Here is a 15,912-nt window from a genome sequence, read left to right as displayed (position 1 = left end):
ATGGGCAGACACCTCACCACGGCGAGGACGCATTTCGGCACCGACACCCGCGGCATGCTCGAAGGCGGCCGCTACGCACTGTTGCACACCCGCAGCCTCGAGTTCGACGATCTGCGGCCCTACGTGCCCGGCGACGACGTCCGCGACATCGACTGGAAGGCGTCGGCGCGTTCGGGTCATGTACTGATCAAGCGGTTCGTCTCCGAGAAGCACCACAAGCTGCTGCTCGTCGCCGACGCCGGTCGCAACATGGCGGCCCTGACCCCCAGTGGCGAGTTGAAACATGATGTGGCCATGAACATCCTGGGGGCGTTCGGGCTCATCACACTCGGACGTTCCGACCAGATCGGTATGGTGTTCGGCGACACCCGCGGCTGCGTCAACATTCGGCAGCGGCGCGGCGAGACCCACATCGAAAGCCTGCTGCACAGGTACCACGGTCACGCCGGCCGCGGGTCCGGCCGCAGCGACATCGTCTGCCAACTCGATTACGTCACAACGCATTACCGCCATCCGATGCTGGTCGTGGTGGTGTCCGACGAACCGGATGTCGACGACCGGCTGACCGACGCCGTCACCCGGATGACCGCCCGCCACGACGTGCTGTGGGCGACGGTCTCCGACATGCCCGCCGTCGGTGCCACGAGCGACGACAGGGCCGGATTCGACGTGTCCACCGGCCGGTTCGTCCTCGACACCGCCACCCTGGGCCCTCGGGTGGTCGCGGCGTACCGCAAGGCGGAACAGGCCCGGGCGCACCGCCTCGACGAGTTCATGACCGCCCGCGCGGTCCCGCACACCAGGATCGGCGGCAGCAGTGAGATCCGCGCCCGGCTCGTCGCATTGACCGAGGTGTTCGCCCGTGCCGGATGACCTGTTGCGGTTCGTCGGTGGGCCCATGCCGTACTCGTCGGGGTGGTTGTGGCTCGGGGCGCTACTCGTATTGGCGGTAATCGTCTGGTACATCGGCGTTTTCATGTGGACACTACCGGCGCAGCGACTCCGGCGCCTGCCCTTGGCGCGTTCCCTGCACGCCCGGCTGCTGCGCCGACGGTTCGCGCGCAGCGTGCAGCGCATCGCCGCTCGGCACCGCCACGGTGAGCTCACCGACGCCGAGGCCGGTGCGGCGATGAGCCGGACCCTGCGCAGTTTCCTGCACCAGGCCACGGGGATACGGGCGCAATACATGCAGCTCGACGACATCGCATCCGGGGAGCTGGCGCCTGCCGCCCCGACGCTCGCCGCCCTCGACGACGCGCAGTTCAACGCGGCCTCGCCGGTGCGCGTCGTCGAGGCCGGCGCGACGACCGAGGAGCTGATCCGCTCGTGGCCCTGACCTGGTGGCCGATCGCAGTCATCGGATTCGCCTGTCTGGCAGGCGCTGTCGCGCTCGCGGTGCTGGTGCCGACGAAGCAGCTGCGGCGACGGTTGCTGCCGTTGGCGAACACCGTCCGCCTCACCCGCCTGCCCGAGTACGCGCGGGTGGCGCGGGCGCGCACGGCGTCGATGGTCGTCACGATCGTGCTGCTCGTGCTGTTGTTCGGCGCTGCCGTGCTGGCCAGCGCCCGCCCCAGCGGGTTGTGGTGGTCGCTCCAGACCTCCGACGTGCCCGAGGACGTCATGTTGTGCGTCGCCGAACCGGTCGACGATCCCAGCACGAGCGCGTTCCTGTCCTATTTCGCGCAGCGCACCGGAGCCTTCGGCGCCCAGCGGGTCGGATTGACCTCGATCAACCGCCGGATCATCCCGCTGACCCGGGACCATCAGTTTGCGGTCGAGAAGCTCGGGGAGGCAGCCGGTCTCGCCGGCCTGCCCGATGACGCCGCGCTTTCGCCCGCCCAACGCGCGGCCAAACGGAACAGCCTCGCCGCGTTCACTGCGCCCGTCACATATGTGGACTATGCGACGAGCGTCGCCGACGTCCTCGCCCTGTGCGCCGCGGGCTTCCCCGCCGACGATCCACCCGGTGAACGCCGCCGTTCGATCATCTACCTGGGCCCGGGCCAGTTACGCGCGCCGGACGAGACCCGCCCCTCGCTCTACACCGACCAGCAGGTCACCGAGTTGATGCAGGAGCGCGGAATCCAGGTCAACGCGCTGGTGACGTCCCCGGGCCCCGTGCGGTCCGTCGTATCGGCCACGAGCGGACGGTACGCCCCCGTAGGGCCCGACCCGGCGGCTCAATTGGACGGCATCCGAGCGCATCCGCCAGACGCCGACCGAGCCGCGACCCTCGCGGGATTCCGCGGCGACACCCCGACGGTCCCGTTGGCGATCGCGGTCGTGGTGTCGGCGCTGCTGTGCCTGTCGTTGGCGGTGCTTCGACGATGACCTTCTCGCCCGTCGTACCGCCGGTCCTCCTGATCGCCGTCGCTGTCGCCGCGGTCGTGCTGCGGCTCATCAGCATGCGCCAGCTGGCGCGCACCGGTCAGCGGTGGGCCACCGTGTGGCGGTGGTCGGCGCTGACGCTTGCGGTGATGCTGATGCTGATCGCTGCGGCCCGACCCGCCATCGGCGGTGACACCGAAGACTCTGCGGTGACGGACTCCGACGGCGACGCGACCGCCAACGTGTTCCTGATCGTCGACCGCTCCGCCGACTCGGCGATCGCCGATATCCGCGATGACGTCGCCGCGCTCATCGACCACTACCCGCAGGCTCGGTTCGCCCTCATCACGTTCGCCGCGCGCTCCTCCGTGGAATGGCCGCTGTCCGAAGACAACTGGAGCCTCAAGCCGGTGGTCGCGGCCGTGACCGCCGCCCCCGACGGCGCAGGGGGCGAGGCGAACGCGGCGGCGGCTGCCAACGTCCTGCGCTACCAGTTGATCGCGGCCGGCCAGCGCAGCCCGGGTGCCCAGAACCTGGTGTTCTACTTCGGCTCCGGCGCACCCGGGTCGCAAGCCCCGCAGGGCGAGTTCGACCCCGTACCCGGTTCGGTGGACGGCGGCGCGGTGTTCGGTTACGGCGCGACCCGCGACGATTCGCGTCTGCAGGCCGTCGCCGATCAGCTCGTCGTGCCGTTCGTCCCCCGGGACACGTCGCGCCCGGTCACCGACGATGCCCCCGAGATGAGCGGTGCCTCGTCGGCGCAGCCCGGCGCCACCGCCGTCGACCGGACCGACCTGTACTGGGTCTTCACCATGGTGGCCGCGGTGCTGTTGCTGTTCGAGATCTACCTCACGCTGCGCGAGTTCCGCACCAGCCGCGCGGCCCGGCGCGACGAGGTGGTCTGATGCGTCCCTCTCGGTTGCGCCTGCGCCGTCGGTTGCTGCTGTTCTCGGCGCCCGTCGTGGTCGTGGTGCTCGCGATCGCGCTGAAACTCGTCTCCACGGTGGTGGCGGGTCACTCGGCGGTGTCGAACTTCGCCGACGCCGACGCCGATGCACTGCGCGGCGATGTCGCGGTGATGGGCCTGCTCAACATCGTCGAACCCGCCAAGGCGCCGTTCGCGGCGGGGACTCTCGCGGTGCTCGACGACCGCCTCGCTGACGCCGACGCTCACTTCTCGGATGCGCTCAGCCGTACCGCGCGGGATCGGTCGTGTCCGGTCCTGATCAACCTCGAGCTCGTCCGCGAACGCCAAGGCGACGTGGACGCGTGGGAGAACCGGCCCGACGCCGCGCGCGAGCGATACCTCAGCGCGTTGGACCTCGTCGGCAACGCGCCCGAGCGTTGCTTTGAAGCCAACACCGATCCCGATCCCGAGCGGCGCGCCGTCCGCAACGACGCGGCCCCGCGGCTGCGGGCCAAGCTGGCCGGTCTGACCGCTCCGCCCCCACCGCCGCCGGCACCACCGTTGGCTTCACCCCCACCACCGGCGGCACCGCCGCCCGCGCCGGTGGTACCCGACGTCGACACGCCCCGGGACGCGTTGCGGCTGGATCCCGGTTCCGGCGATCCGCTCGACAAGCTCCAGCAGGTGCTGCGGGATGCTGCGGGCTAACCGGTGCTGGTTCCAGTCCAGTACTCCGCGAAACGGCCGTTTTCGATGCGCAGGATGTCATTGCCGGTGAATCGCTTCGGCCCGTCTTGGGCCGCACCCGTGCCGATCCACCTGGCCGCCAGCATGTCGCCGTCGACGAACGGCTCCACTTCGATCACGAACTTCAGATCGCTGAGCATCTGATGGGTCTCCCCGACGACGGCCTGGAGCTCTCCGGGGCCGCGAACGTCCCGGCCCGGCCAATGTCCCACGAAATTCTCGGTGACCAGGTCGGCCGCAACGGGATCTCCCGCCCACAATTCGTCTATCCATCGTGTGTATAGCTCTTTAGGCGAAATCATGGTGGTGTCTTACCCGCCCCGGGGGTGGGTACGCAATCTACCGACGAGTACGGCCGTGCCGTCCCATGCCACCGCGGGCGATCGCCGTGGTCAGCCGAGCACGTCGAGCAGTCGGTCGAGGTCGTTGTCGTCGTTGTAGAGGTGAAATCCGACGCGGACGGCCCCGGCCCGCACCGATGCGCGGATGCCGGAGCTCGCGAGTCGTTCGGCCGCGCCGTCGATGGGCAGCGACACGATCGCCGACTCCTGCGGGGGCAGCTGCAACGCCGAGCGCAGCCGAGCGGCCAGACCGACCGTGTGGCGCTCGACGGCGATCCGGTCGAGGGTGGCGAGCCAGGGCAGGGTCAGCCCGGCGCCCAGCGCGCTGAACCAGGTCGGTGAGATGTCGAAGCGCCGCGCGTCGTCGGCGAGCTGTATCGGCAGGCCGTAGATCGCCTGCCACGGCTGCTCGGCGGCGTACCAGTTCGCCGCGTGCGGCGTCATCACCCGGCTCACGCGGTCGCTGAGCGACATCCAGGTCACGCCCCGTGGGGCGAGAAGCCATTTGTAGGCCGCGGCGACGGTGACGTCGACCCAGCCGATGTCGAGGGCTTTCCAGCCCACCGCCTGGGTGATGTCGACGACGGTCACGGTGCTGGTGCCCGCGACGGTCCGGCGTAGCGCCTCGGCATCGAGCAGCGCGCCGGTGGCGGACTGCACCAGGCTCACGGCCACGACGTCGAAGTCCGCGGCGTCCATGACGAGCCTCTCGGCGGGCAACTCGGTGACCGTGACCCCGCGACCGGACTGCGCGGCGAAGGGAAACGTCGTGCTGGTGAACTCGCCGGGCAGGACCGCGACGCGGCTACCGTCGGGGATCGCCGCGGCCACCAGCCCCAGCGCCCCGGAGACGGTACTGCCCATGGCGACCGACTCCACGGGCACGCCCGCCAGCGCGGCGTAGCCGGCGCGTCCCGCGCGAACCTGGTCGTCGAACGACGGGACGTCCATCGTGCCGGTCTGCCACCGCTCGATGCAGTCGTGCAGCGCATCGACAACGAAGTGCGGCGGCAGACCATACGTCGGGCTGTTCAAATAACCCGCCGCACCGGCAAATTCGGCCCCGAACGCGGTACGCACCGCGGTGGTGGTCATTCTCGGGACGGTGGGTCTTCGCCCCGCAGCCTCGCCTGTAGTTGCTCACGGTCGCGGCGCCTGCGTTCGTCGAAGGCCGCGATGCTCTCGGTGGCGCGGCGCCGCAGCGGCGCGAACAGCCAGATGCCCAGCGGCAGTGCGATCACCAACGCGAAGAGCAACGCGACGATGAGCGGGAATTCGCGCAGCCCGAGCAGATGTCCGACACCGAGAATCGCTGCCGCGACCGCAGCGACGAGCGCAAGCCGTGCCAGCACATAGGCCAGCACGTCCACCACGAGGCGAGTTCCCTGGCGACCGTCGGACACGAACCGAGCCTACCGATGACGCGTATATTCGAACCAAGGAGGTTTTGTTCGTGGCGTATCTGCTCCTGATTCTCGTGTTGTGCACGCTGGCGTATGTCGGCTGGCGACTGACGCGAGTGTCTCCGAGCCGTCCGCGCACCCGCGTCATCGGGCCGGACGACGATCCAGAATTCCTGCGTCGGCTCGGCCAGGAGGACAACCCGAGACCGTGACCGCCCGGTTCTAGCGTCGTGCGCCGGGGAATCCGGCCGCGATCGCGGCGGCGAGCTCCAGCAACGCTGCCCTGGTTTCCGGCTTGAGCCGGTCGAGGTCGATCTCGGCGCCTTCCTCGAGGTGTGCATCGAAAGGCACCTCGAGCACCGCCCGGCATCGCCGGCTGAAATGGTCGACGACCTTCGTCATGTCCACTTTCCCCGACCGCGGCCGCACCGCGTTGATCACCGCGACCGAGTTGCGCACCATGTCCTGATGTCCGTGGGCGTCCAGCCAGTCCAACGTGGCAGCTGCGCTACGCGCCCCGTCGACCGACCCGGAACTGACCACCACCAGCGTGTCGGCACTGGCCAGCACGGCGGACATGGCCGAGTGCATCAGGCCCGTGCCGCAGTCGGTGAGCACCAGGCTGTAGAAGCGCTCGAGGACCTCGAGGGTGCGCCTGTAGTCCTCGGAGCTGAACGCCTCCGACACCGCCGGGTCGCTTTCGGAGGCGAGCACCTCGAGCCGGCTCGGTCCCTGTGAGGTGTAGGCGCGCACGTCGCTGTAGGCCTGGATGCCTTCGGCGTCTCGCAGCAGGTGCCGCACCGTGGCCGGCGTCTCCAGCGGGACCTTCTGGCTGAGCGTGCCGCGGTCGGGATTGGCGTCGACGGCGATCACGCGGTCGCCGCGCAGCGACGCCAAGGTGGCGCCCAATGTCGCGGTGATGGTCGTCTTGCCGACCCCGCCCTTCAGCGACAGCACCGCGATGCGGTGGCAACCGCGCAATGGCCGCTGTATCCCGGCGGTGAGCGCCTGCCGGCGGCGGGCCTTGGGCCCGTCACCGAGGTTGACCGATCCGAACGACGCGTAATAGAGCCATTTGCGCCAGCCCTCGGACGGCGCGCGTTTGGGTTGTCCGAGCAGCGCGACCGTCGAGAGGTCGAGGTACGGCCCCGGGTCGGCCTCAGCGATGTTCGGTGGCGGGGAGACGACCGGAAGGCCGTGGGGCGGTGTGGGCGCCGTCCATTCCGGCGGAGGATCGGCCGCGGGATCACTGAACCGGCTCTGTGCGCGGAATCCCCCTGGCGCATAGGCGTTTTCGGGCACTATCGCGGGAGACGCCACGTCTTCGCCGACACCATCCCGGGCGTGGTGCACCGGTTGTTCAGACACGCTGACGCCCCCAAGGCTTCGCAGGATTTCGCCGCCGATCTTAGCCAAGCGCGATGCTGCGACTCAGCCGACTCCGGCGTAGGAGTGCAGGCCCACGGTGACCAGGTTGATGAAGAAGAGGTTGAACACCATCGCGACGAAGCCGGCGACGTTGATCCAGGCGGCCTTCTTGTCGCGCCACCCGGCGGTGGAGCGGGCGTGCAGGTAGGCGGCGTAGATGACCCATGCGATGAACGACACGGTCTCCTTGGGGTCCCAACCCCAGTAGCGGCCCCATGCCTCTTCGGCCCAGATCGCGCCGAAGATGACGCCGAACCCGAACACCGGGAACGCGAAGATCGTGGTGCGGTAGGCGATTCGGTCCAAGGTCTGCGGATCGGGAAGCCTGTCCAGGGCGCGGCTGAGCATGCTGTCGCCCGAGCGGCGCTCGGGGTCGGCGAACCGCGACATCTTCAGCAGGAACAGGATGCTGGCGACACCGGCGACCAGGAACACCCCCGACCCGAGGCTGACCACCGAGACGTGGATCGGCAGCCAGTACGACTGCAGGGCGGGCATCACCGGCGCGGCGTTGGTGTACAGCCAGCGGCCCGAGATTGTCAGAAGGATCAGCACCGGAAGGAGCACGAACACCCACAGCGTCCGGTACTGGCGCCGCCGCAGCACCACCGCCGCGGCAACCAGCCCGCAGAAGCAGGTCAGGTTGATGAACTCGTACATGTTGCCCCACGGCACCCGCGAGGTCGCGGCACCGCGCAGCACGATGCAGGCAAGCAGCAAACCGATGCCGAGGTAGGTCAGCGCGAGACCGGCTCCGCCGATCCGTTCGTCGACCGGGCGGCGCGGGGTTTGGGTCACGACGCCCGGCGCGGCGCTGTCCGCGTGCACACCGCCGGACGCCGCGGCTGCCCGCTCCGATGTCGCTGCCGCGGCTCCGACCAGCTCCCGGGCGTCGGCCTTGCGGCTGCGGCTGTATGCCAACTCGATCGCGAGCAACAGCAGCGCGCCCACCAGGACCAGCACCGATGAGGTGAACGCCCAGTCCGAGTACCGGGCCAGCCCGACGTCGATCTGCTCGGGATTCATGTGACCTTCTCTCCTGCGGCGTGCGCCGGTGTCGCGTCGGGAAGCAGGCGCTGCGTCAACCGCTCGAACTCATCGCCCCACCCGGAGTTGTCGGTGCGCGCCAGCCCGCCCAGCTCGACGGTTACGGTACCCGCCCCCGCGGGGGTGAGCCGAATCCAGATTCTGCGCCGGCGCACCACCAGCGACACCAACAAACCCGCCATCATGGTCATCGCGAAAACCAGCACCCACACCTGCGCCGGGTCGTGGGAGACCTGGACGTTGATGAACGGCACGGCGCCGTCGAACCGCACCAGGGTGCCGTCGTCGAGTCGTGTCGATTCGCCCGCGCCGAGGTTGACCCGCGCCTTCTTGGTGAGCCGGCCCTGCTCGATCAGGCGCGGGTCGAGCGTGAACAGTGACTGCGGTCGTCCGCTGTCCAGGCCGGTGTCACCGCGGTAGATGTCGATCGCGACGGCGGGGTCGTTGAGCGCCGGGAAGCTCGAGGACAGCAGCGTTCCGTGCAGCTGTTCGGTCGGCGCGAACAGGCCCTGGATGGCGAGCTGGTTCTTGCGACGTTCGTCGGCGTCGGGGTAGGTGCCCGCGGGCGGGTCGAAACGCAGGGCACCCGAGGACAGGAACGTGATCTGGTCGTCGGGTCGCCACTGCAACGTCTGCGTGCGCGTCTGCCCGTCCGGAAACGTCACGGTGAAGGTGGGGGCGTAACCGTGACCCTGCAGGTACACCCGGTCGCCGCCGACCCGCAGCGGATGGTTGACCTTCAGGTGGTACGGCCGCCAGGTGCCCGACTCCAGGTCGGCGCCCGCCTGGTATTCGATGTCGGCGGCGAACGATGTCGCCTGCCCCGTCGGCAGGTAGTCGGCTTGGAAGTCGTTGACCCGCAGGCAGATCGGATACAGCGAGGTGCCGTCCACGGTGTTACCCGCGCGGAAGGAGTCGAACGCCGCCGGCGAGGCCGAACAGAAGCCCGGACCGCCGTCGGCGATGACGATGACGTTGCCCTCGTAGCCGAACAGCTTGCCCGCAGCCACCGCCACGAGCAGCCCGAGCAGCGAAAAGTGGAACACGATGTTGCCGAACTCGCGCAGATAGCCCTTCTCCGCGGAGATTTCGACGGTTCCGTTGTCCTCGCGGGTGGTCTTGCGCCATCCGCGCAACCGCTCGTTCACCGTCGCCGCCAGGTCATCGGCCTGGCCGGACACCTCGGCGGTGTGGTGTTTGGGCAGCCGCCTCAGGTTGCGCGGGGCGGGGACGGGGTTGGCCCGCATGCTGCGGAAGTGTTCGACGAGGCGGGGGGTGAGGCAGCCCACCAGCGAGATGAACAGCAGCACATAGATTGCGGTGAACCAGAAGCTGGAGAACACATCGAAGGCCTGCAGTCGGTCGAGCCAGGGCCCGATGGTCGGGTGCTCGGCGATGTACTGATCGACCTTGGACTCGTTGAGGCTGCGCTGCGGCAGCAGGGCGCCGGGGATCGCCGCGAGGGCCAGCAGGAACAGCAACACCAGCGCGGTGCCCATCGACGTCAGGGTTCGCCAGGTGTTCCGAAGCAGCGCAAACACTTTCGTCATATCGGCAGCGTCACATCGCTGACAAAGGCGTCGCGCACCCAGGACACGAAGTCTCCCCACAGCCCCGTCACCAGCGCCACGCCGACCAGAATCAGCAGCACGCCGCCGAAGATCTGGATCGCGCGGGTGTGCCTGCGCAACCACGCCAGACCCTGCACCGCGCGCGCCGAGCCGAACGCCAACAACACGAACGGGATTCCCAGGCCCAGGCAGTATGCGATGACGAGCGCGACGCCCCGGGCGATGTTGGCGCCGTCGGTGGCCGAAGCGACCGCGATCACACCGGTCAGGGTGGGACCGAGGCACGGTGTCCAGCCCAGCGCGAAGACCGCGCCGAGCAGGGGGGCGCCGCCCAGCGTGGAGATCTGCCGCGGCGCGAACCGGGCCTCCCGCTGTAATGCGGGGATGAATCCGACGAACGCCAGCCCCATGACGATCGTGACCACCCCGCCGATGCGCTGCAGCAGAAGCTGATTGGTGATCAACGACGTCGTCATCCCGAGGACGGCGACGGTGCCGAGCAGGAAGACGACCGTGAACCCGGCGACGAACAGCGCGGCCGCGCCGGCGACTCGCAGCCTGGTGGTTCTCGCCGAGACCGACCCTGTGGCGGATTCTTCCCGCGTTTTTCCGCCAGGACGTCGGTCTGGGCGCACCAATACGGGGGTGTCCCCGGGGGTAGCCGCATCCTGCACCCCGACGACCGCGGCCAGATACGACAGGTAACCGGGCACCAGCGGCACCACGCACGGCGACGCGAACGACACCAGCCCGGCGAGCGCGCTGACCAGGAGAGCCAGCAGAACCGGACCGCCGGCGATCAGCTGGTCCACCTGGTCGAGGCTCATGTGCCGGCCTTCTCCGGCTGCTCGGTCCCATTCTTCTCGCGCGCAAGGCGTTCCACCACCGGCTGCAGGTCTTCGGCCAGCAGTTCACGCAAGAACACCGCGGCGACGCGATGCTCGCGATCCAGGACCACCGTCGAGGGGATCACCGTCGTCGGATAGCGGCCCCCGAACGCGATCATGGTCCGCATCGGCGGATCGTAGATCGACGGGAAGGTGATGCCGCGGTCGACGATGAAGTCCCGCGCCGCAATTCGATTGTTGTCGCGGACGTCGATGCCGAGGAACTGCACGCCGAGATCCTTGGTGGCGTCGTACACCTGTTGGAGCTCGGTGATCTCGGTGCGACACGGGCCACACCACTGGCCCCACACGTTGAGAACCACCACCTTGCCCGCGAAGTCGTCGAGGGAGATGGTCTTGTCGGGGTCCATCAGATCCGGACCGCGTAGCGGACCCGGACGGCCGCGATCCTGCGGGGGGTCGTAGAAGATGTCGGTCTGGCCGCCGGGGGCGACGAATTCGAAGGTGCCGCCCTGCGCCACGGCATCGTCGCCGGTGGAGCATCCGGCCACCGCGACGCATCCCACGCAGGCTGCGATGAGCGCTCGCGCGAAGTGCCGACGGCCGTGCACAAACCACCGACTCACTGTCCGGCCAACTCCGCGTAACCCCAGCCGACGTAGGTGTCCCCGTGGAAGTAGAACGACGTCACCGAGGCCAGGTTGCACAGCCGTCGGGTCGGGAAGTGGTGCAGCGGTTGACCGGTCATCGACCGGCGCAGGGTCTCAACGGGTAGTTGATGGCTGACACACACCGCCTCGTGGCCGGCCGCCTTGCCTCTGGCCCGATGCACGGCCGCGGTCATCCGCTCGGCGATCTCGCGGTACGGCTCCCCCCACGACGGTGTGCGGGGGTTGCGCAGGTGCCACCAGTTGCGGGGGTCGCGCAGCGCGCCGTCACCCGGTGAGACCCGTTGTCCCTGAAAGATGTTCAGCGATTCGATGAGCTCGTCGTCGGTGTCGACGGACAGTCCCAGACCCGCCGCGATCGGGGCGGCTGTCTCCTGTGCGCGCTCCAGCGGCGAGGCCACCACGTAGACGATGTCTCGCGTGGCGAGCCAGTTCGCCACGGCCTGGGCCTGCGCTCGGCCCCGTTCGGAGAGGTGGTAGTCCGGGAGGCGGCCGTAGAGGATTTTGTCGGGGTTGTGCACCTCGCCGTGGCGCATGACGTGCACCACTGTCTTCACGGCCTCGCCCGCCTCGGACGGTGTCTCGGTCATGCCGGTTTGACCGCCTCGGCGGCGGCGCGGGCCGCACCGGGCAGCGCGGCTGCGATACGGTCGAACGCCTCGTCGTCCAAAGCCGTTGACACGAACCAGGTCTCGAAGGCGCTCGGCGGCGGGTAGACACCAGCGTCCAGAAGCGCGTGGAAGAAGGCCGGGAACCGCCACGTCTCTGACGCCCGCGCGGAGGCGAAGTCGGTGACCGGCTGGTCGGTGAAGAACACGCTGAACATGTTGCCGGCCCGCGAGACGGTGTGCGCCACACCGGCTTCGGTCAACGCCTGCTCAAGCAGTGCGGTAAGGCGGTCGGCGTTGGCGTCGAGTGTCGCGTACGCGGTGTCGTCGGCCGCGCGCAGCGTCGCCAGCCCGGCCGCCATCGCGACAGGGTTACCGGACAACGTGCCGGCCTGATACACCGGCCCCAGCGGGGCGAGCCGCTCCATCACCTCGGCGCGGCCGCCGAACGCCGCCGCGGGCAGCCCGCCACTCATCACCTTGCCGAAGGTGAACAGGTCGGCATCGACGGGGTCGATGCCGTACCAACCCGATCGGCTGACCCGGAAGCCGGTCATCACCTCGTCGACGATCAGCAGGGCCCCGTGGTCGGCCGTGATGCGGCGCAGCGCGGCGTTGAAACCGTCCTGCGGCGGCACCGTTCCCATGTTGCCGGGGCTGGCTTCGGTGATCACGCAGGCGATGTCGTCGCCGAAACGGACGAAAACCTCGTCGACGGCGGCGACGTCGTTGTAGGGCAGCACGATCGTGTCGGCCGCCGCGGCACCCGTCACACCCGGCGAGGACGGCAGGCCGAGCGTGGCGACACCGGAACCGGCGTCGGCAAGCAGCGCGTCGCTGTGGCCGTGGTAGCAGCCGGAGAACTTCACGATCTTGGCCCGGCCGGTGTAGCCGCGCGCCAGCCGGATCGCGCTCATCGTCGACTCGGTCCCGGAGTTCACCAGCCGCAGCCGCTGAACCGGCGCGACCCGGCCGATGATCTCGGCGGCCAGCTCCGACTCCGAGGGGGTGGGCGCGCCGAAGGACAGTCCGTCGGTCACCACCTGCTGCACCGCGGCGACCACGTCCGGATGCGCGTGGCCGAGGATCATCGGTCCCCACGAGCAGACCAGGTCGACGTAGCGGTTGCCGTCGGCGTCGGTCAGCCAGTAGCCGTTGCCGGAGGTGATGAACCGGGGGGTGCCGCCGACCGAGGTGAACGCCCGCACGGGTGAGTTCACCCCGCCCGGGATGACGGCCGACGCCTCGGCGAACAACCGCGCCGACACCTCGGTGGTGATCTGGTCAGCACGCATGGCCACCAGTGTCCCAGCCCGGCGCAAACCGTCAACTACAGGGTGTAGTGGTCACACGCTTGAGCCGCGTTCGGCTTCCGAGTTGGATGAGGGCATGCAGCTCCCGCAATGGCTCGCGCGGTTCAACCGCCGCGTCACCAATCCGATTCAGCGGCTGTGGGCGGGGTGGGCGCCGTCGATGGGCATCCTCGAGCACACCGGGCGCAAGTCGGGTCGGCCGTATCGGACTCCGCTGACGGTGTTCCCAACCCGTGACGGGGTGGCCATTCTGCTCACCTACGGCCCCGACCGGGACTGGCTGAAGAACATCACCGCTGCCGGTGGTGGGCGGATGAGACGGTACGGCCGGACGTTCGGCGTCCGTGACCCCCGCGTGGTGACGAAGGCCGAGGCCGCGCCCTCGGTCACCGGATGGATGCGGCCGCTGTTCGGCCTGCTGCCGTTCGACCAGGCCGTCCTGCTGACGCGGGGCTAAGCCCGGGGGCAAAGACGGGCCCGGATCGGGCCCTTGGCGATGGTGGTGAACGGCACGTCGCACTCGAACGCGCTGTCCAGCGATTCGATCCGGGCGGCCCGCACGATCGTGGCCAGCGCCAGCGTCGTCTCCAGCCGCGCGAAGTGCTCGCCGATGCACGGCCGTCCACCGGCGAGGAACGGCAGGAACTGCCAACGCTCGCGGTTCGCGGTGTTCTCCGGGCTGAAGCGCTCGGGGTCGAACACCATCGGGTCGGGCCACAGCGCCGGGTCGTGGTGCAGCCCGTAGAGCCCGAGCGCCACGAGGGTGCCGGCCTCGACGCGATAGCCGTCGACGGCAATGTCACGGGTGGCCAGCCGGGCCACGCCGGCCGCCGGTGGACACAGTCGGATCGCCTCGTGCAGCACCTGCACGGTGTACGTCAGCCGGGGCACGTCGTCGGGAGTCAGCTCCCGGTCGCCGATCGCGGCGGCTTCTGCGGCGACGCGGTCCTGGATGTCGGGATGACGCCCCAGCGCCCACAGCGAGAACGTCAGCGCGGTCGAGGTGGTGTCATGCCCGGCGAGCATGAAGATCAGTAGGTCGTTCGAGATGTCGTCGTCCGACAGGGGCACCCCGGTCTCGGGATCCCTGGCAGCCATGAGCGCCCGCACCAGCGGGGCGTCGCGCGTCGGGTCGTCGCGGCACGCGCGCACCATCTCGTCGGTGATCTCTTTCATCTCGGCTACCGCGCGGCGCGCGCGGCGGCGGGCGGGCGTGGGTAGCCAGCGCGGTGCCCGCACCGGGCGCAGCGCGCGGTCGGCGGTGTAGGAAGACGCGACGTGCATGCAGCGGGCGATCGTGTCGGCGCGCTCGTTGAGGTCGACGCCCAACACGGAATGTCCCAGTGACTGCATGGCCACGCGGCGGCATTCGACGTCGAGGTCGAGTTCGCCGCCGTCGGGCCAGCGGTCGACGAAGGCTTGGGCGGCCGCGGACATGTAGCCGCCGAAGTTGCGGACGTTCTGCTTGGTGAAGACCGGCTGCAGGGCCCGCTTGCGCGGTCGCCACAGTTCATTGGGCAACACGAACAGACTGTCGCCCGCCATGTTGCGGACTTCGTCGTGGTAGATGCATCGCTCGGAGGAGTTGTCGGGGCGTCCGAGTATGTCGCGCATACCGGCGGGCGACATCACGGCCACGATCGGTTGATACAGCCACTTCGGTGCGACCTGAATGCGCGTGATCGGGCCGCTGGCGTCGCGGATGACGTCCTGGCCGGTGTCGAGTCTGCGGAGGAGCTTGACCAGCCGCCAGATCGGCAGCGGGTTCTTCGGCACCAGCGGCAACGCCGAGACGTCGAGCGTGGTGGTCATGTGCAGATCATCGCCCAGGTCGCGTCGGGTCCGCATCGGTACGCGAGATTCACGCGGACCAGGTGAGCGGCGCGCCTTCACCTTTCGTCATCACCGTGCCGGGCATGACCCGGATGCGGTACGGCGTCAACCGCAGCGCGGCGAACTGGTCTGAGGTGGGCCCGTCCTGCCACATCGGGATGATCCGTGGGTCGTAGCCGACCGGTGCGGGGGCGGTGGCGAACTTGTCCCATACCGCCGCCCGGGTTTCGTCGTCGACATACCACTCGACAAGACATTCCGCGCTGCACGTGTCGTGGTTGGTGGTCCAGTAGCTCACCGAGACCTCCGGGTGCGCCGCGAGATGGTCCTTCTTCACCGGTGACGGCACGGTGGCGATCCAACCGAGGAGATCAGTCCCGTCCCACTCCCAGAACGGATGCAGGATGCGCGTGCGGGGCCGGCCGTTCGCGTCGACGGTGGCGACGGAGGCCCACACGATCGAGTGGGCCATGTCGACGAACGCCGGTGCGATCTGTTCCAGAGTGGTCACGGTTGCCTAGCGTAGGCACGCGCCCGCTCGGCCAGTCAGCTGCTGTTGCTCTCAGATGCTTCGTCGCCCGCAGATTCTTTGGTGAACTTCGGGTTGCCGTCATCGTCGAGCCAGTCGTTGACCGCGGTACCCGCGACCGCCCCGCCGGTGCCCGGCATCTTGGTCGTCGGCCTCTCCTCCTCGTAGGCCTTGTGCATTTCTTTGGCCTTTTCCCGATGCTCGTCGGTGACTTCGGGTTTCTCGGTGGGCGGCGGCGTTTCCTGTTCGCTGGTGACCTGGTGGTGTTCGTCGGTCTCCGGTTCGGCTTTCCGCTGCTCCTCGATGAACCCTGGGTCCTGCCCTTGTTCGCTGGTCATGGA

20 protein-coding genes are annotated in these 15,912 nt (G+C 69.1%); 7 read left to right on the top strand and 13 right to left on the bottom strand.

Translation table 11 applies throughout. The annotated features are described in order from the left end of the window. Genes AU197_RS04510 through AU197_RS04490 form a run of 5 tightly spaced genes read left to right on the top strand, consistent with a single transcriptional unit; the run spans position 1 to position 3,943 of the window. Entirely contained in the window at positions 1-873 is an 873-nt protein-coding gene (locus tag AU197_RS04510; protein ID WP_064401323.1) for a DUF58 domain-containing protein, read from the top strand. After that, the gene (locus AU197_RS04505; protein WP_064401322.1) at positions 863-1,336 is read left to right on the top strand and encodes a hypothetical protein; all 474 of its coding nucleotides are present in this window, start codon (positions 863-865) and stop codon (positions 1,334-1,336) included. The genes AU197_RS04510 and AU197_RS04505 overlap by 11 nt, the downstream gene beginning before the upstream one ends. Continuing rightward, on the top strand, positions 1,327-2,331 hold the full coding sequence (locus tag AU197_RS04500) for a hypothetical protein (protein ID WP_064401321.1): 1,005 nt from the start codon (positions 1,327-1,329) through the stop codon (positions 2,329-2,331). Before AU197_RS04505 ends, AU197_RS04500 begins: the two co-directional genes overlap by 10 nt. Further along, positions 2,328-3,233, top strand: a complete 906-nt coding sequence (locus AU197_RS04495; RefSeq protein ID WP_064401320.1) for a hypothetical protein — start codon at positions 2,328-2,330, stop codon at positions 3,231-3,233. The genes AU197_RS04500 and AU197_RS04495 overlap by 4 nt, the downstream gene beginning before the upstream one ends. Next, the gene (locus AU197_RS04490) at positions 3,233-3,943 is read left to right on the top strand and encodes a hypothetical protein (RefSeq protein WP_064401319.1); all 711 of its coding nucleotides are present in this window, start codon (positions 3,233-3,235) and stop codon (positions 3,941-3,943) included. The genes AU197_RS04495 and AU197_RS04490 overlap by 1 nt, the downstream gene beginning before the upstream one ends. Here the strand turns inward: AU197_RS04490 and AU197_RS04485 are convergent. The 3 genes from AU197_RS04485 to AU197_RS04475 all read right to left on the bottom strand — a co-directional run bounded on the left by AU197_RS04485 (position 3,940) and on the right by AU197_RS04475 (position 5,726). Beyond that, positions 3,940-4,284, bottom strand: a complete 345-nt coding sequence (locus tag AU197_RS04485; protein WP_064401318.1) for an ester cyclase — start codon at positions 4,282-4,284, stop codon at positions 3,940-3,942. The two genes, AU197_RS04490 and AU197_RS04485, sit on opposite strands and share 4 nt — an antisense overlap. 90 nt (positions 4,285-4,374) lie before the next feature. Then, positions 4,375-5,418, bottom strand: coding sequence for an aminotransferase class V-fold PLP-dependent enzyme (locus AU197_RS04480; RefSeq protein ID WP_064401317.1), 1,044 nt, complete (start codon positions 5,416-5,418; stop codon positions 4,375-4,377). Continuing rightward, positions 5,415-5,726: a DUF4229 domain-containing protein gene (locus AU197_RS04475; protein WP_064401316.1), complete on the bottom strand. Its 312-nt coding sequence runs from the start codon at positions 5,724-5,726 to the stop codon at positions 5,415-5,417. The genes AU197_RS04480 and AU197_RS04475 overlap by 4 nt, the downstream gene beginning before the upstream one ends. A gap of 50 nt (positions 5,727-5,776) precedes the next feature. Between AU197_RS04475 and AU197_RS26435 the strand changes: the two genes are divergently transcribed. Further along, positions 5,777-5,938, top strand: a complete 162-nt coding sequence (locus AU197_RS26435) for a hypothetical protein (RefSeq protein ID WP_197415454.1) — start codon at positions 5,777-5,779, stop codon at positions 5,936-5,938. Between the two features lie 10 nt (positions 5,939-5,948). Here AU197_RS26435 and AU197_RS04470 read toward each other — a convergent pair whose 3' ends face one another. Genes AU197_RS04470 through hemL form a run of 7 tightly spaced genes read right to left on the bottom strand, consistent with a single transcriptional unit; the run spans position 5,949 to position 13,191 of the window. Continuing rightward, positions 5,949-7,142, bottom strand: coding sequence for a MinD/ParA family ATP-binding protein (locus tag AU197_RS04470; RefSeq protein WP_502687854.1), 1,194 nt, complete (start codon positions 7,140-7,142; stop codon positions 5,949-5,951). Between the two features lie 15 nt (positions 7,143-7,157). Beyond that, positions 7,158-8,180, bottom strand: a complete 1,023-nt coding sequence (gene ccsB, locus AU197_RS04465; protein ID WP_064401315.1) for a c-type cytochrome biogenesis protein CcsB — start codon at positions 8,178-8,180, stop codon at positions 7,158-7,160. Then, complete coding sequence (gene resB / locus AU197_RS04460; protein ID WP_064401314.1) at positions 8,177-9,751, bottom strand: cytochrome c biogenesis protein ResB; 1,575 nt, start codon at positions 9,749-9,751, stop codon at positions 8,177-8,179. The genes ccsB and resB overlap by 4 nt, the downstream gene beginning before the upstream one ends. Next, positions 9,748-10,599, bottom strand: a complete 852-nt coding sequence (locus AU197_RS04455; protein WP_064401313.1) for a cytochrome c biogenesis CcdA family protein — start codon at positions 10,597-10,599, stop codon at positions 9,748-9,750. Before AU197_RS04455 ends, resB begins: the two co-directional genes overlap by 4 nt. After that, the gene (locus AU197_RS04450) at positions 10,596-11,198 is read right to left on the bottom strand and encodes a TlpA disulfide reductase family protein (protein WP_064401393.1); all 603 of its coding nucleotides are present in this window, start codon (positions 11,196-11,198) and stop codon (positions 10,596-10,598) included. Before AU197_RS04450 ends, AU197_RS04455 begins: the two co-directional genes overlap by 4 nt. 44 nt (positions 11,199-11,242) lie before the next feature. Continuing rightward, positions 11,243-11,878, bottom strand: a complete 636-nt coding sequence (locus tag AU197_RS04445) for a histidine phosphatase family protein (RefSeq protein ID WP_064401312.1) — start codon at positions 11,876-11,878, stop codon at positions 11,243-11,245. Continuing rightward, positions 11,875-13,191: a glutamate-1-semialdehyde 2,1-aminomutase gene (gene hemL, locus AU197_RS04440; protein ID WP_064401311.1), complete on the bottom strand. Its 1,317-nt coding sequence runs from the start codon at positions 13,189-13,191 to the stop codon at positions 11,875-11,877. Before hemL ends, AU197_RS04445 begins: the two co-directional genes overlap by 4 nt. Before the next feature lie 94 nt (positions 13,192-13,285). Between hemL and AU197_RS04435 the strand changes: the two genes are divergently transcribed. Further along, positions 13,286-13,666 (top strand): nitroreductase family deazaflavin-dependent oxidoreductase, encoded by a 381-nt coding sequence (locus tag AU197_RS04435; protein ID WP_064401310.1) that lies wholly within the window; start codon positions 13,286-13,288, stop codon positions 13,664-13,666. On the opposite strand, the gene AU197_RS04430 is transcribed toward AU197_RS04435, so the two are convergent. The 3 genes from AU197_RS04430 to AU197_RS04420 are packed head-to-tail and all read right to left on the bottom strand — an operon-like array spanning position 13,663 to position 15,909. Further along, on the bottom strand, positions 13,663-15,021 hold the full coding sequence (locus AU197_RS04430) for a cytochrome P450 (protein WP_064401392.1): 1,359 nt from the start codon (positions 15,019-15,021) through the stop codon (positions 13,663-13,665). The genes AU197_RS04435 and AU197_RS04430 overlap by 4 nt on opposite strands. Before the next feature lie 49 nt (positions 15,022-15,070). Then, on the bottom strand, positions 15,071-15,553 hold the full coding sequence (locus tag AU197_RS04425) for a pyridoxamine 5'-phosphate oxidase family protein (protein WP_064401309.1): 483 nt from the start codon (positions 15,551-15,553) through the stop codon (positions 15,071-15,073). Positions 15,554-15,588: 35 nt separating this feature from the next. Further along, the gene (locus AU197_RS04420) at positions 15,589-15,909 is read right to left on the bottom strand and encodes a hypothetical protein (RefSeq protein ID WP_064401308.1); all 321 of its coding nucleotides are present in this window, start codon (positions 15,907-15,909) and stop codon (positions 15,589-15,591) included. Between the last annotated feature and the right edge of the window lie 3 nt (positions 15,910-15,912).

Source organism: Mycobacterium sp. IS-1590 (assembly GCF_001500025.1).
Lineage (GTDB): Bacteria > Actinomycetota > Actinomycetes > Mycobacteriales > Mycobacteriaceae > Mycobacterium.
The sequence above is the reverse complement of the archived record's forward strand: the minus strand, read 5'-3'. Positions and strand labels throughout refer to the sequence as shown.

Excerpts from the sequence above, each read along its gene's own strand:
- AU197_RS04510 (WP_064401323.1), top strand. The coding sequence starts at position 1 with ATGGGCAGACACCTCACCACGGCGAGGACGCATTTCGGCACCGACACC.
- AU197_RS04495 (WP_064401320.1), top strand. The coding sequence starts at position 2,328 with ATGACCTTCTCGCCCGTCGTACCGCCGGTCCTCCTGATCGCCGTCGCT.
- AU197_RS04490 (WP_064401319.1), top strand. The coding sequence starts at position 3,233 with ATGCGTCCCTCTCGGTTGCGCCTGCGCCGTCGGTTGCTGCTGTTCTCG.
- AU197_RS04485 (WP_064401318.1), bottom strand. The coding sequence starts at position 4,284 with ATGATTTCGCCTAAAGAGCTATACACACGATGGATAGACGAATTGTGG.
- AU197_RS04480 (WP_064401317.1), bottom strand. The coding sequence starts at position 5,418 with ATGACCACCACCGCGGTGCGTACCGCGTTCGGGGCCGAATTTGCCGGT.
- ccsB (WP_064401315.1), bottom strand. The coding sequence starts at position 8,180 with ATGAATCCCGAGCAGATCGACGTCGGGCTGGCCCGGTACTCGGACTGG.
- resB (WP_064401314.1), bottom strand. The coding sequence starts at position 9,751 with ATGACGAAAGTGTTTGCGCTGCTTCGGAACACCTGGCGAACCCTGACG.
- AU197_RS04455 (WP_064401313.1), bottom strand. The coding sequence starts at position 10,599 with ATGAGCCTCGACCAGGTGGACCAGCTGATCGCCGGCGGTCCGGTTCTG.
- AU197_RS04445 (WP_064401312.1), bottom strand. The coding sequence starts at position 11,878 with ATGACCGAGACACCGTCCGAGGCGGGCGAGGCCGTGAAGACAGTGGTG.
- hemL (WP_064401311.1), bottom strand. The coding sequence starts at position 13,191 with ATGCGTGCTGACCAGATCACCACCGAGGTGTCGGCGCGGTTGTTCGCC.
- AU197_RS04435 (WP_064401310.1), top strand. The coding sequence starts at position 13,286 with ATGCAGCTCCCGCAATGGCTCGCGCGGTTCAACCGCCGCGTCACCAAT.
- AU197_RS04430 (WP_064401392.1), bottom strand. The coding sequence starts at position 15,021 with ATGACCACCACGCTCGACGTCTCGGCGTTGCCGCTGGTGCCGAAGAAC.
- AU197_RS04420 (WP_064401308.1), bottom strand. The coding sequence starts at position 15,909 with ATGACCAGCGAACAAGGGCAGGACCCAGGGTTCATCGAGGAGCAGCGG.